Genomic DNA, 14,989 nt, shown 5'->3' on the forward strand with positions numbered 1-14,989 from the left:
TTTGTATTTTAATACCTTAAAAATAAGGTAATTACAGGATATATTGTGTTATTATTTTTAGTGGGAAAACTTTTTTTTGCGTTTTATCGTAATTTCTCTGAAAACGCTTGTTTTTACATTTTTTTTGTTTTCATTTGTCCTGTCTTTAGCAGTATAAAACTAAAGGCATTTTGAGCTTTTAGCTGAACAACATGCAATGTGTTTCTATGTTCGGGCTATGGGAGATTAGGAAGTCAAATCTCATAGCAACCCATCAGATGGGCCGCCGAATTTTAAAGCTAACTTCCGATTTTTCTACATCTATTGTGCAAAGCCAGCACATATACTTTTTCATTCCTACTACTCAGGAACAAATTCTTATATGATACCATCGGTAACAATTTCATAACTTATAGAGCACACATTAGTTAAAAAATATTCCGATTTTCATTCACAAGAATTCACGATGAACAATAAATATATCGATCTAATCGATCAGACTTACTTTTTCCCTCAAGAAGAGTTTACTCTTGATAATGAGCACTTAAAATTTCACAACATACCACTTCAAGAGTTGGTAGAGAAATATGGTAGCCCGTTGAAATTCACCTATTTGCCTAAAATATCTGAGAATATTGCCAAGGCAAAGAATTGGTTTGCAAATTCTATAGTTAAGAACGAGTATAAGGGCAAGTATCACTATTGCTACTGTACTAAAAGTTCTCACTTTCAGCATATATTACATGAAACGCTTAAGAACGATATTCATATTGAAACTTCTTCTGCTTTTGATATTAACATAGTAGAGCAACTGAAAAAAGACGGCAAGTTAAAAGATGATGCTTATGTTATTTGCAACGGCTTTAAGCGCGACCAATACATAGAGAATATTGCAAGGCTTATCAATAACGGCCATCGCAACTGTATTCCAATAATTGATAATTACGAAGAAATAGACCTATTATCAAATGTCATAGAAGACACTTATAAGATTGGTATTCGTATAGCTTCGGAAGAAGAGCCAAAATTTGAATTCTATACCTCTCGTTTGGGTATTGGTTATAAAAACATCGTTCCTTTTTACGAAAACCAGATAAAGGATAATGACAAGGTAGAGCTTAAGATGCTTCACTTCTTCATTAATACCGGTATTCGTGATAATGCATATTACTGGAACGAGCTTGTTAAGTGTTTAAAGGTGTATACTCGTTTAAAGAAAGTGTGCCCATCTTTAGATAGCTTAAATATTGGTGGAGGTTTTCCTATCAAGAACTCTTTGGCTTTTGAATACGATTATCAATATATGATTGACGAGATTTTAAATCAAATCAATATTACGTGTCAAGAGGCAGATGTACCTGTACCACATATTTTTACTGAGTTCGGAAGTTTTACCGTAGGAGAAAGTGGTGGTGCCATTTATGAAATCCTTTACCAAAAACAACAGAACGATCGTGAAAAATGGAATATGATTGATTCATCTTTCATTACCACTTTGCCAGATACTTGGGCTATTAACAAGCGTTTCATCATGCTACCTATAAACCGTTGGAACGATGAGTACGAGCGTGTTTTATTAGGAGGGTTAACTTGCGATAGTGATGATTATTACAATAGTGAGCAAAACATGAACGCTATTTACCTGCCAAAATACAGACGTGACAAACCTTTGTACATAGGCTTTTTTAACACAGGAGCTTACCAAGAGACCATAGGTGGTTTTGGCGGTTTGCAGCACTGTTTGATTCCTCAGCCCAAACATATCTTAATAGATAAGGATGCCAATGGCAATCTTACTTACGAGGTTTTTAGTCAGCAACAAAAGGCAGAAGATTTACTAAGCATTTTGGGTTACGAAAAGAAAAAACCAGCCAATGACGGCAGCGATAATATTGTCGCAAATACAATTACATCAAACGTATCAAATTCACTTAATTAAGATGAGCACAACAAAGAATTATGCGGGTATCCCCGATAAATTCGCACAGTTAGAAACGGCAAAGGTAATTTTGATACCTGTGCCTTACGATGGAACAAGTACTTGGGGTAAAGGAGCCGATAAAGGTCCTCAGGCATTTCTAGAAGCTTCGGAGAATATGGAGCTTTATGATATTGAGACCAATACCGAGGTTTATGAGCAAGGCATTCATTTAGCCGAAGCCATTACCGAAAATAGTTCGCCAGAAGCAGTAGTAAATGCTGTTCATAAAAGAACCAAAAAGTATATTAAGCGTAACAAGTTTGTTACCTTGTTTGGTGGTGAGCATTCCATTTCTATTGGTACCATTCGTGCCTTTAATGAGTGTTTTGATAATTTGACTGTTTTGCAGATTGATGCTCATGCAGATTTGCGTGAGTCGTATGAAGGAACCAAATACAATCATGCTTGTGCAGTTCATGAAGCAAGCCAGACCACGAATCTTATTCAAGTAGGTATTCGTTCTATGGATGCTATTGAGAAGACATTTATGGATGAAGAAAAAACATTCTTCGCTCATGACATGGCCCAAGATGAGTATTGGATGGATAAAGTAATTGAAGCAATGACAGATAATGTGTTGATTACATTCGATCTTGATGCTTTTGACCCTTCTATAATGCCTTCTACAGGTACTCCTGAACCAGGTGGTTTATTGTGGTATGAGACTTTAGAGTTTTTGAAACAGGTCTTTGAAGAGAAGAACGTAGTAGGTTTTGATATTGTAGAGCTTTGTCCAAATCCATCAGAGAAATCTTCAGATTTTCTAGCGGCAAAATTGTATTATAAAATGCTTAGCTATAAATTTATGGGTAAAGCGGTAGATGAAGAGTATGATAACACATACGATGTAGACAGTAAACCAGGTAATAAAGGATCAAAATTTGAAGACGATGAAGACTAAAGGAGCTATTTCCGAATTTATAGAAAAGTATTACTTGCATTTTAATGCAGCTGCTTTGGTAGATGCCGCAAAAGGATACGAAGCACAATTGAACAAAGGTTCTAAAATGCTTGTTTCATTGGCAGGTGCTATGAGTACGGCTGAATTAGGCAAGATTTTTGCTGAAATGATTCGCCAAGATAAGGTGCAGATTATATCATGTACTGGTGCCAACCTTGAGGAAGATATCATGAATTTGGTTGCGCATTCACATTACAAACGTGTGCCTAATTACCGTGATTTAACTCCTAAAGATGAGTGGGCTTTACTTGAAAAAGGACTTAACCGTGTAACAGATACTTGTATTCCTGAAGAGGAAGCTTTTAGAAGGTTACAAGAGCATATTGTTAAAATCTGGAAAGATGCCGAGGCAAAAGGAGAGCGCTATTTACCGCATGAGTATATGTACAAGATGTTACTTTCTGGTGTTCTCGAAGAGCATTATGAGATTGATTTAAAAGACTCTTGGATGTACGCTGCCGCGGAAAAAAACCTTCCTATTGTTTGCCCAGGTTGGGAAGACAGTACTATGGGTAATATTTTTGCATCATACGTGTTAAAAGACGAGTTGAAAGCTAGTACCGTTAAATCTGGTATTGAGTATATGACCTTTTTAGCAGATTGGTACACAGATAATTCTGAGAACGGAATTGGTTTCTTTCAAATTGGTGGTGGTATAGCAGGAGATTTTCCTATCTGTGTAGTGCCAATGCTTTACCAAGATATGGAAAGAACCGATACGCCTTTCTGGAGCTATTTCTGCCAGATCAGTGATTCAACTACAAGTTATGGTTCGTACTCAGGTGCTGTACCAAATGAAAAAATTACTTGGGGAAAACTAGATATTGATACCCCTAAGTTTATTATAGAAAGCGATGCAACCATTGTTGCACCATTAATATTTGCATATCTTCTTGACTTATGAGCAATAAACGAGACACCTCAAATTTAAAGCGCGTCATAGTAGACTTTAAAAAATTGACGCCAGAAGTATTAAAACTTTTGGTAGCAGCTTACCCAGACGGGTATGATGATAGAAATATTATTTCGTTCAGAAACGCCAATGGAGAACGTGTTGAAGCAGTTGAAGTATTGACCGAAGACACCAAATATTTGGTAAAGATCAGTGCTAAGCTTGAGTACACCATGGAGAATTATGATGAGGATGATTATGAAGATTTTGAAGATGATGATCCAGCAGCAGTAGCAGAGCCAGACCCAGAAGATATGGCTCAAGATGACGATGAATAATATTGTTATCAGGTTTGTAATGAACCTTTCTATGCTTGGTATTCAGGCTAAGAAACCCCTTGTTCTATTCCAAGGTTTTGTTGATAGAGATACTAATTATTCAATGTCCATTCAATGAAAATAGAAGAAATAGAAAATATAGAGTTAAAGTTTTTAGACCTTGATGATTATCAAGAGCTTAAAAGCGCCATGATTTCTGCATATACTAATATGCCCGGATCGTATTGGAAAGAGGAGCATATAAAATCGCTAATCGATAAATTTCCAGAGGGTCAGGTAGTTATTAAGATTAATGGACAGTTGGCCGGTGTGGCCCTGTCCATTATCGTAGACTATGATAGTTTTGATGATGAGCATACGTATGAGCAGATTACTGGTAACTATTCTTTTTCCACGCATAATGATGAAGGAGATGTGCTTTATGGTGTTGAGGTTTTTATAAAGCCACAGTTCCGCGGTCTTAGGTTAGGAAGGCGTTTGTACGATTATAGAAAGGAATTGTGTGAAAAGCTAAACCTTAAGAGTATTGCTTTTGGAGGTAGAATGCCCAATTTCCATAAATATATGGATGAGCTTACTCCAAAAGAGTATATAGCCAAAGTGCGTAGAAAAGAGATTGCCGATCCTGTATTAAACTTTCAGATTAGCAACGATTTTCACCCTGCCAAGGTTATGAAGGGTTATTTGGAAGGTGATAAAGCTTCAAGTGACTTTGCTATTTTAATGGAGTGGGATAATATTTATTACCAAAAACCCTCTAAAAAAGCATCGGCAAAGAAAACGGTTATTCGTTTAGGGCTTATACAATGGCAGATGCGGCCGTATAAGGACTTAGAAGAATTGCTGCAACAAGCAGAGTACTTTATTGATGCCGTATCTGGTTATCGGTCAGATTTTGCGTTGTTTCCGGAGTTTTTTAATGCCCCGTTGATGGCAAAGGACAATCATTTGTCCACGCCAGATGCTATTCGTGAGTTGGCTAAACACACAGATGCTATCGTACAGAAATTCTCGGAGTTCTCCATTTCGTACAACATTAACATCATTACAGGAAGTATGCCTGAAATGATTGATGGACGTTTGTACAATGTTGGTTACTTGTGTAGAAGAGATGGTAGTATGGAGCGTTACGAAAAGCTGCATGTAACACCAGACGAAGCTAAAGTTTGGGGTATGCAAGGCGGTAATCAGTTAAAGGCTTTTGATACCGATTGCGGTAAAATCGGAATTTTAATCTGTTACGATTCGGAATTTCCAGAGTTAAGCCGTTTATTGGCAGATGAAGGAATGGACATATTATTCGTTCCTTTCTTGACCGATACTCAAAACGGGTACTCAAGAGTACGACATTGCGCTCAGGCAAGAGCAATAGAAAATGAGTGCTACGTGGCTATCGCAGGTAGTGTAGGCAATTTGCCAAATGTTCAGAACATGGACATTCAATTTGCTCAATCCATGGTATTTACACCTTGCGATTTTTCGTTTCCAACAAATGGTATAAAGGCAGAGGCCACACCAAATACGGAGATGATTTTAATTGCCGATGTAGATATCGATTTATTGCGAGAACTCAATCAATTTGGGGCAGTACGCAATTTAAAAGATAGAAGAAAAGATATATTTGAACTTAGAAAAAAAGTATAGTTTGACTGACTTGAAGATTATAGGTAGTGAAGAATGGTGTGTGTTTGAGAACTTGGGTATTCCAGCCATAAAGGCGAGGGTAGATTCAGGAGCTAAAACATCCTCTATACAAGCAACCAATATTAAAATTATTATGAAGGGCACCCAAGAATGGGTAAAGTTTGAGGTGAGCCCTTTACAAGAGAATAGGAGTATAGCTATACCTTGCCAAGCTAGATTAGTAGACCGTAGAATGGTAAAAAGTTCTTCTGGTATTTCTGAAGAACGTTTGGTGGTACGTACGCCTGTTACCATAGGGGAGGATACTTTTGAGATAGAAGTTACCTTGGCCAATAGAGATACAATGGAGTTTCGTATGCTTTTAGGTAGAGAAGCTATCAATGAGCGGTATATTGTAAACTCGGCTTTGAATTACCAAATGCAGGATTTTGATGATAATTTAGTCAATAAACTGTACGCGCCTTATTTTAAAGAAAAAACAGGCCTTAAAATAGCTTTGCTTGCTAGTAATCCTAACCTATATAGTAATAAACGTATTATAGAAGCAGCTGAAGCTCGCGGACATGAAATTGTTTTCCTTAATGTAGAACATGCGTATATGAAGTTAGATGCCCACTCACCTGAAATACGGTACAGAGGGGGTAATATTCTAAATGCTTTTGATGCCGTCATTCCAAGAATTAAGCCATCGGTTACTTTCTATGGTTGTGCTTTGATCAGGCAGTTTGATAATCTTGGGGTGTATTGCCAAAATACCGCCGAAGCTATTACACAATCTAGAGACAAGCTTTTTGCATCGCAGTTGTTCTCCAAGAATGATATACATATACCTATAACAGGTTTTGCAAAATCTCCAATGGATACCAAAGACCTTATTAAAATGGTAAACGGTGCTCCACTTATTATTAAGTTGTTGGAAAGTACCCAAGGTAAAGGTGTTGTACTCGCAGAGACCAATAAGGCTGCAGAGAGTGTAATTAATGCATTCAAAAGTGTGAATACTAACATCTTGGTGCAAGAGTTCATTAAGGAAGCAAACGGGCAGGATATTCGCTGTTTCGTGGTAAACGGAAAAGTAGTAGCTTCTATGCAACGTCAGGCAGAAAAAGGTGAGTTTAGAGCTAATATTCACCAAGGTGGTAAGGCTTCTATCATTAGAATTACTTCAGAAGAGCGTAAACTAGCACAGAAAGCCGCAAAGGTTCTTAACCTTGCAGTAGCAGGTGTAGATATCATTCGTTCAAACAAAGGCCCGTTATTATTAGAGGTCAACTCTTCACCTGGCCTTGAGGGAATTGAAAATGCTACAGGTAAAGATATAGCTAACGAAATGATTGTGGCTATTGAGAAAAAGTTGAGGTTTAGTCTTTAGTTCTATCATAAAGATTTCAAGTAAATTAAATCTAATACGTCCACTTCTTATGAAATGCCAGTAAATATCCTTTTAAGGAATGTTTACTGGCTTTTTTATTGGAGCTCATCTTTTGGGCATCGTATAATTCTATTGGAAGTCTATTTGATTGTAAACAAAATCAATTTATTTTATTCATTAAAGCTCTTTTTTATTAGAGGTTAAAACGAATATTATAAAATCCAATTCATGCAACAACAACATCCCAATTTAGATTTGATTCATGACTTTTTTACTGCCTATGGCAATAATGACCCTCTTGGTATAGAAAAGGTGTTAGATGAAAATATTAAATGGCATATACCAGGAGAGCATCCTTTGAGTGGAACAAAAAGGGGTATTGAAGAAGTGCTAGAGTATTTCAAGCAGTTGGGAAAAGGAGCGTTTAAAGCAGAACCCATTATAATGGGAGTAAATGATACACACGTAATTGATTGTCATAGAAACTGGAGTAATCTTAAAAATGTAGAGAATTTGGATAATATGTCCTGTCTATTGTGGAGAATTGAAAACAACAAGATTAAGGAAGTTCATAATTTCCCAGAGAACCAGAAGATAGTTGATGTATTTTTTAAAGAAGTATATGGTGAAATCTAGCAGTAACATTATACTACAAAATTAGATTTATCCTACAAATGCTTTATGGAATATGTCTATTAAAGTTTTCCTGTTCTCCAGTTATTTTGAGAATAAGTGTCTTTCATCCTTCTTTTCTAGTGCTTTACCGATACTCCGGTTTTAGGGCTACCGCCTAATGCATCCCTTTTTCCGTTTAAGGGTTAAATCATCGGTATAGCACATCGTTTCTCCGATGTAAAATCAGTCATTTTTGTTTTTATATAACTGACTTACAGTTTTTTACACTTCAACGAGTAAAACGTACCGTTTAAGAGAATTTCCTCAGGCACCCTACAATGTACCGTTCAGAAATAGAGGAAACGAATTACAAAAACAGATTTCAACTATGGTACGATTCAACATTTTAATTCTTATTGCACTTGCAACTTTAATGACTTCATGTTCAACTTCTACTACTGAAGAAGATGATTTGTACAAGGCTGTTGCAACTACCAATAAAGAAGTAACGATTTCTGCTATAGAGCAAGAAGTTATAGATGTTGTTAATGACTATAGAGTATCAGTTGGTCTTAATGCAGTAGAGTTTAGTAGTGTAGCTTACGGTTATGCAAATGCTCATAACGAGTATATGATTTCTGAAGGTATTATCAGCCATGATAATTTTGATAAAAGAGCTTCTAAATTATCTGAAGAAGCAAATGCCGATTTCGTTTCTGAAAATTTAGGTATGGATTATACAAATGCTAATGATATTCTTGAAGCTTGGAAAAATAGCCCAACGCACAAGAAAGTAATGGAAGGTAATTTTAATTATACTGCCGTTAGTGTTACTGCAGATGAAAACGGTGTTCTTTATTTTACTCAGTTGTTCTTTCAATAAGATTTTATAATTGAACTAGATTTTAGTTCAGTGCAGAAAAAGCCTCCTATTTCCCAAAAGAAATAAGAGGCTTTTTCTATTCGTATATAATTTATAACACCAGATTTTTCAAGGAATAAGTATTGGAATATATAATGTAGGTTATAACTATATACTATTGTTTGATTTTAATCGATGAAATGTAGTCTAAAGCTGCATTTTGCCAATAATGTTACCGTTCGTCGAAAATATATACTTTTTATCGAAGGTATATAATAGCATAGACAATAATTAGTAGGTGAGCCCTGTTTTTTATAGGACTTAACCTACAATTACTTGCCTATGATACGTAAAACTATTCTAAAGCAAAACTTTATATGTTTATTGCTGTTTTTTTGCGCTTTCACGCACGCACAAGATAAGGTCTATGTTAATGCTATTTCTAGTGAAGACGAAGTTACCTTATCCAACAATGCTATCGATTCTGATTTAACGACCAGTGCAACCATCCGAGCCAGTTCTGGTTTAGCTTTGGGTCTTGGTGCTTATGATGGTCATTTAGAATTAACTTACCCAACTACGTTACCGGCAAATACCACAAGTTATCTGAAGATTGAATCTGAAGAGGATATACTTTCTAGTTTATTGGGAGGCAGCTTAGTCGGCTTACTTTCTGATATTACTGGTGTTGTGCTAATTGGTAATCAAGAATTTTCTGTAGAAGCTCTTAATAATACCAATGTAGTACAGCAGGCAAGTTCTAGTGCTGCAGATGCTTTTTCATCTGATGAGGCACGAGTTATTATAGATAAAAACGGAGATTACTTTCTTGCCTTAACTCCGTCTAGTCCGTATGACAGAGTACGCTTAACGAATAGCATGGGGTCATTAATAGGACTAAGCCAAGAGCGTGACTTAGATGTCTATGGAGCTTTTTATGGGGATGGAGATACAACCTGCGGTGCACCTAATTACACGTCTTATAGTGGTAACGGTATTTCGTTAGATTTACTGGACTTAGGTGGAGCTGGGGTAACAAATCCGGATTTAGCCATAGATGGAGACAGAAGCACCTTTTCTAAGCTAGGTCTTGGAATTATAGATGTTGCAGCAGATATAGAGCAGACTATCTATTTTAATAGTGCCGATGATACAAATGATAATTATTACATAGAGATTGGAATAGACCCGTCTTTAACGCAATTGGATATTGCTAATTCAATTGAGGTGATTGGTCAAAATGGGGCTGACGCACCTGTATATTCGGAGAATCTGGCCAATTTATTAGATTTAGACCTTTTAACTTTATTACAGAGTGGCGAAACGGTCATAATAGGTTTTGACCCCGTAACTCCTGTTGATAGAGTAACCGTGCAGTTATCATCTTTAGTGGGTGTTGGTATTGATCAAAATATTAGAATTTTTGATGTTTATAGGGCACCTGCAACACCAGTAATCACTTCTATAGCAGAAGATTTGAATATCTGTGCAGGCTCAAGTACTACTATTACAGCAGAAGTTCAAAACGCCAACAACGCTGAGTTAAGATGGTATGATGCCGCGGATAATGGCAATTTATTAGCAACTACAAATTCAGGTGATGCTTTTGCTACGCCAATTTTAAATTCAGATACTACCTATTATGTAGCTTCTGCTGAAATAGGATGCGCTCAGGAATCACCACGAACTGAAGTTGAAGTGAATGTTGAACCTATACCAACTGCCGCAGATATTACTGTTTTAGGAAATGAGAATGCTATTTGTTCATCAAACAATGTAGTGCTCGTTCCGTCAAGTTCTATTAATGGTACTTTTTCATGGTATTTAGATGCAAATAAGACCACTGAAATTACGGACGGTATGGTGTCTGGCGATGTTACCTATGAGATAGATGACAATGGTGTAATGACCATAACCGGACTTACCGAAGCAGGTGGACCTTATAATTATTATGTGGCCGTAAAAGATGATTTAGCAGGTTGCGAGAACGTTTCTGGAGATTTACAATCTGTTGAAGTAAATGTGGTAGACGTTGCAAAAACAATATCTATTGATTCAAACCCTATGATTAGTTTAGATGGTTTGCTAGATATTTTTAACGGTACCAATACGGTAGATGTAACCGGAACTGTTTCTGGTGATGTTATTCCAGGAGAGCCTATATCTTTAGCCGTAAACGGAAAACTATATGATGGCGTAGTAGCGGCAGATTCTTCTTTTAGCGTAGAGGTAGATGCTTTAGATTTAGTTTCCGATTTAGATAATACACTCGAAGCTTTTCTACAAGGTGTCCTTTGTACCGTGTCTGATGAGATTTTAGTAGACCTTCCTGATTTGTTAATAGATGATGTGCTACAGGTATTTTGCGCTGCTGATTTTCCTACAATAGCAGATTTACAAGTAGGCCTAGGAGATATAATTCTATTTGATGCCCTAACAGATGGGTTGCAATTAACTGCTGAGACACCTTTGGTGAATGGTCAAATTTATTTTGCAGGAATTTTAGATATACCTACATCTATATTGGCAAGAGTACAGATAGAAGTTACTATTGTTGATGTTCCTACACCGACTACCAATTCTACAGATCAGACTTTTTGTAATAGCGATACACCAGTTGTGGCAGATATTCAGACTGATCAAACAAATGTTATGTTCTATGATAGCGCTTCCGGGGGAGATGCAATTGATCCTTCTTCACCTATAGAAAACGGACGTAGTTATTATGTAGCAGCTGTTGAAAATGGTTGTGAAAGTAGTGAGCGCTTAATGATAACCACTACTTTAGTTGATGATGGTTCTTCTCCTATAACTTTAACGGGAGAGTCTGTAAAAGTTTGTCAAAACCGCTCGTACACCTACGTTACCAATAGCGGTAAACAAGATTACTCTTGGACCGTAGTAGGTGGTACAATTACAGAAGGCGGTACTTCTACAGATGATTTTGTAACCGTATCATGGACGGAGTTAACCAATACAGATATTAATGTCTCTTACGTAGATGATTCAACCTGTAGCCCAAATAAAATGATGTTTCTTGAAGTTGAGGTAACTACTTGTGGAATGGTTTTGGGCGAAGAATTCTGTCTAAAGGTTTTCAATGAATTCTCTCCTAATAATGATGGTTTCAATGATGTTTTTACTGTTCAGTGTATTGAAGATTATTCAAATACTGTAGAAATATATAATCGTAATGGAAACCTTGTTTACAAAACGGCAGACTACCGCAATACTTGGGATGGTATGGCAAATGTAAAAGGCGTTTTAAATAACGGAGACCATTTACCATCAGGAACATACTACTATTCTATTCAAATACCCGAATTAGAAAGAAACCTAGTTGGCTGGTTACAATTGGCCAGATAATACATTGTGCTTTAAACTATTCATACCAAACCTTTATCAATTATGAAATTACTTTGCACTACTATAAAGATAGTTATGCTCTGCTATCTTACTTTTAATATGAGTACGGCTTATGGCCAACAACCTCCGCAGTATACACAATACATGTATAATACGGCAGTATTAAATTCAGGTTATTCGGCTAGAGGTATTCTGGAGGCTACTGTTTTGCACCGTTCACAATGGGTGGGTATAGATGGTGCTCCAGAGACGCAATCTTTATCCGTTCAGGGAAGATTGCGAGAGAGAGTAGGTCTAGGACTTACCATTATCAATGATAATATTGGGGCTGCAAACGACCTTGATGTAAATGGTACTTTTTCGTATGAGATACCAACTGGGTATTTTACAAAGCTTTCTTTGGGAATCAATGCGGGAATAAATGTTTTAAAAGTGGACTGGTCCAAAGGGACTTACCAAGACGGTCAAGATCCAATATTTGCTGAAAACCTGAACAAAGTCAGACCAGTTTTTGGCGCCGGAGCTTACTTTCATAGTAGCAATTGGTACGTTGGGGTTTCTACCCACAATTTTTTGAATTCTCAGATTTATAGTGATGATGAAGAAATAGTGACCAATAGAAAAAGTCAGTATTATTTAATGGCAGGTTATGTTATGGACCTTTCTGATAATTTAAAATTTAAACCGGCTATTTTAACCAAACATGTGGCGGGAGCACCAATAACTGTAGACGTATCGGGTAATTTCTTGATAAAGGAAACCTTGGCTTTGGGCTTGGCGTACCGTTACAATGATGCCATTAGTGCTTTGGCAGGTCTTCATATTGCTAAAAGCTTCTTTTTAGGGTACTCTTATGATTATTCTATAACGGGCTTGGAAAGTTATAATGACGGCTCTCACGAAATCATTCTCAAATACAATCTATTTGATGCTAAGAAAAGAGCATTGTCACCTAGATTCTTCTAAAACTTACTATCATGAAAAAACTAGTACTATACATATTTATGGGCACATGCCTTATGGTTACTGCCCAAAGTAAGGAAGAAAAAGCCAATGCCTATTTTGAGGATTTTAAATTTGATAAGGCAATTGATTTGTACCGCGATTTAGCGTCTGAAAAAAGAAGGCCATCTCTTGACGTTATTCAGCATTTGGCAGATAGCTATTTCAACATGAACAGGTATCAAGAAGCGGTTAAGTGGTATGAAAAATTATACAGCATAAAAGGCAAGGAAGTTGGTGAAGGCAACATTATTAAACTAGTGCAAAGCCTTAAAGCAAGTATGCAAAATGAAAAAGCCGACGAATTGCTGAGAGATTTTTATACAGATGAAGATAGGTTAAACATGATGTTGTCTCAAAAGAAACATTTGGATAGCACCTTAGGTCAGCAAGAGAAATATACCACCATGAATCTGCCTTTTAACAGTAGAAAATCAGATTTTGGACCTATGTTTTTTAATGACGGATTAATCTTCGCTTCGGCTAGAGACACTGTAAAGTCTAACGGAGAATTGTATCCATGGAACAAACAGCCTTATTTGGACCTCTATGTTACTAAACCAAATAATTCAAATTACATCCCGGAAAAATACTTAGAAAATTTAGAGTCTTCTTATCATGATGCAACTTTGACGTTCTCTTGGGATGGACAAACGGTATACTTTACGCGGAATTATCTAAAGAAGAAAAACAAGTTAAGTGCCAATGATGATGGTTTGTCTAACATGCAAATCTTAAGGGGAACGATACATAATAATGAACTTATCAACGTAACCTCGTTGAGCTTTAATAGCAAAGAATATTCTTGTGGACATCCGGCATTAAGCCCTGATGGCAGACATTTATATTTCACCTCTAATATGCCCGGCGGGTTTGGGGAAAGCGATATTTATGTGGTTGATTTAAATAATGATGGAGATGTGCTGTCAGACCCTATGAACTTGGGTTCTACAATAAACACACGCGGTAGAGAAATGTTTCCTTTTGTAAATAATGAGGTGTTGTATTTTTCATCGGATAGTCATTACGGACTAGGAGGATTGGATATTTTTGGTTCAATAATTTCTTCTAAGACCCAGTATTCTTTACCACTTAACATGGGGAAACCTTTGAATAGTAATATGGATGATTTTTCATTCATCCGAGAAAATAAAAAAGGTAATGGATATTTTGCTTCCAACCGTGCTGGAGGTAAAGGGGATGACGATATTTATCGATTTGAAAAGGTAAAAGCAACAGATTGTTTAGAGTATTCAGGATACGTATTGAACAAGCTAACAGGCGAACCTATTGCAGATGCCAATGTAGAACTCAAAAATTCGGTAGATGAATTGGTTTCTATTTATAGAACGGATGAGTCCGGATTTTATAAAATAATACTTCCGTGTAACAAGAAAAATACATTGGTCTTTTCTAGAGCAGGATTTTCCAAAGAAACTGTAATGATTCAAACTGGTGAAAACCCTGAAGCTCCTTCTAAGGACAATAAGGTGTATTTAACTCCTTTTGATAGTTTGGTAGAGAAAGATGGAGATATGGAGAAAATTAAGGTAAATCCAATCTATTTTGAATACGACAAATCTGATATTACTACAAGAGCAGAAATTGAACTTGAAAAAGTACTTTTTGCCATGGAAACATTCCCTGAAATAAAGATTAAAATTGAATCACACACAGATGCCAGAGGCTCTGATTCCTATAATTTGGAGCTATCGGATAATCGGGCGAAGTCCACAAGACGTTACTTGCTTTCAAAAGGTATTGATGCCGATAGAATTGAAAGTGCCCATGGTTACGGGGAATATCGATTAAAAAATGAATGTCTCAATGGCGTAAAGTGTAGCGACCAAAAACATTTGGAAAACAGACGGTCTAATTTCATCATCGTTTCCAAACAAGCCGATGAGGTTCGCAACGCAAAAAGATAATAGTATTAAACATATCAAAAATGCTAGCTGTAGAACTAGCATTTTTGGG

11 protein-coding genes are annotated in these 14,989 nt (G+C 36.6%); all 11 read left to right on the top strand.

Features of this window, described 5'->3' with window-relative positions:
* Positions 1-445: 445 nt before the first annotated feature.
* The 11 genes from HW347_RS20045 (at position 446) to HW347_RS20095 (ending at position 14,940) form a co-directional block, all read left to right on the top strand.
* Positions 446-1,918, top strand: a complete 1,473-nt coding sequence (locus HW347_RS20045) for an arginine decarboxylase (protein WP_214613504.1) — start codon at positions 446-448, stop codon at positions 1,916-1,918.
* 1 nt (position 1,919) lies between these two features.
* Positions 1,920-2,861, top strand: a complete 942-nt coding sequence (speB, locus tag HW347_RS20050; protein ID WP_214613505.1) for an agmatinase — start codon at positions 1,920-1,922, stop codon at positions 2,859-2,861.
* On the top strand, positions 2,851-3,825 hold the full coding sequence (locus HW347_RS20055) for a deoxyhypusine synthase family protein (RefSeq protein WP_214613506.1): 975 nt from the start codon (positions 2,851-2,853) through the stop codon (positions 3,823-3,825). The genes speB and HW347_RS20055 overlap by 11 nt, the downstream gene beginning before the upstream one ends.
* The gene (locus tag HW347_RS20060) at positions 3,822-4,151 is read left to right on the top strand and encodes a hypothetical protein (RefSeq protein ID WP_214613507.1); all 330 of its coding nucleotides are present in this window, start codon (positions 3,822-3,824) and stop codon (positions 4,149-4,151) included. The genes HW347_RS20055 and HW347_RS20060 overlap by 4 nt, the downstream gene beginning before the upstream one ends.
* Before the next feature lie 114 nt (positions 4,152-4,265).
* The gene (locus tag HW347_RS20065) at positions 4,266-5,795 is read left to right on the top strand and encodes a bifunctional GNAT family N-acetyltransferase/carbon-nitrogen hydrolase family protein (protein WP_155595068.1); all 1,530 of its coding nucleotides are present in this window, start codon (positions 4,266-4,268) and stop codon (positions 5,793-5,795) included.
* Position 5,796: 1 nt separating this feature from the next.
* Positions 5,797-7,167: a 30S ribosomal protein S6--L-glutamate ligase gene (gene rimK / locus HW347_RS20070; RefSeq protein ID WP_214613508.1), complete on the top strand. Its 1,371-nt coding sequence runs from the start codon at positions 5,797-5,799 to the stop codon at positions 7,165-7,167.
* 228 nt (positions 7,168-7,395) lie between these two features.
* Positions 7,396-7,803 (top strand): nuclear transport factor 2 family protein, encoded by a 408-nt coding sequence (locus tag HW347_RS20075; RefSeq protein WP_214613509.1) that lies wholly within the window; start codon positions 7,396-7,398, stop codon positions 7,801-7,803.
* Positions 7,804-8,170: 367 nt separating this feature from the next.
* Positions 8,171-8,665, top strand: coding sequence for a CAP domain-containing protein (locus HW347_RS20080; RefSeq protein WP_155595066.1), 495 nt, complete (start codon positions 8,171-8,173; stop codon positions 8,663-8,665).
* Positions 8,666-8,986: 321 nt separating this feature from the next.
* Complete coding sequence (locus tag HW347_RS20085; RefSeq protein ID WP_214613510.1) at positions 8,987-12,010, top strand: Ig-like domain-containing protein; 3,024 nt, start codon at positions 8,987-8,989, stop codon at positions 12,008-12,010.
* A 42-nt stretch (positions 12,011-12,052) separates the two neighbouring features.
* On the top strand, positions 12,053-12,976 hold the full coding sequence (locus tag HW347_RS20090) for a PorP/SprF family type IX secretion system membrane protein (protein WP_214613511.1): 924 nt from the start codon (positions 12,053-12,055) through the stop codon (positions 12,974-12,976).
* 11 nt (positions 12,977-12,987) lie between these two features.
* On the top strand, positions 12,988-14,940 hold the full coding sequence (locus tag HW347_RS20095) for an OmpA family protein (RefSeq protein WP_214613512.1): 1,953 nt from the start codon (positions 12,988-12,990) through the stop codon (positions 14,938-14,940).
* The last annotated feature ends 49 nt before the right edge of the window (positions 14,941-14,989 follow it).

Source organism: Zobellia barbeyronii (assembly GCF_018603515.1).
GTDB lineage: Bacteria > Bacteroidota > Bacteroidia > Flavobacteriales > Flavobacteriaceae > Zobellia > Zobellia barbeyronii.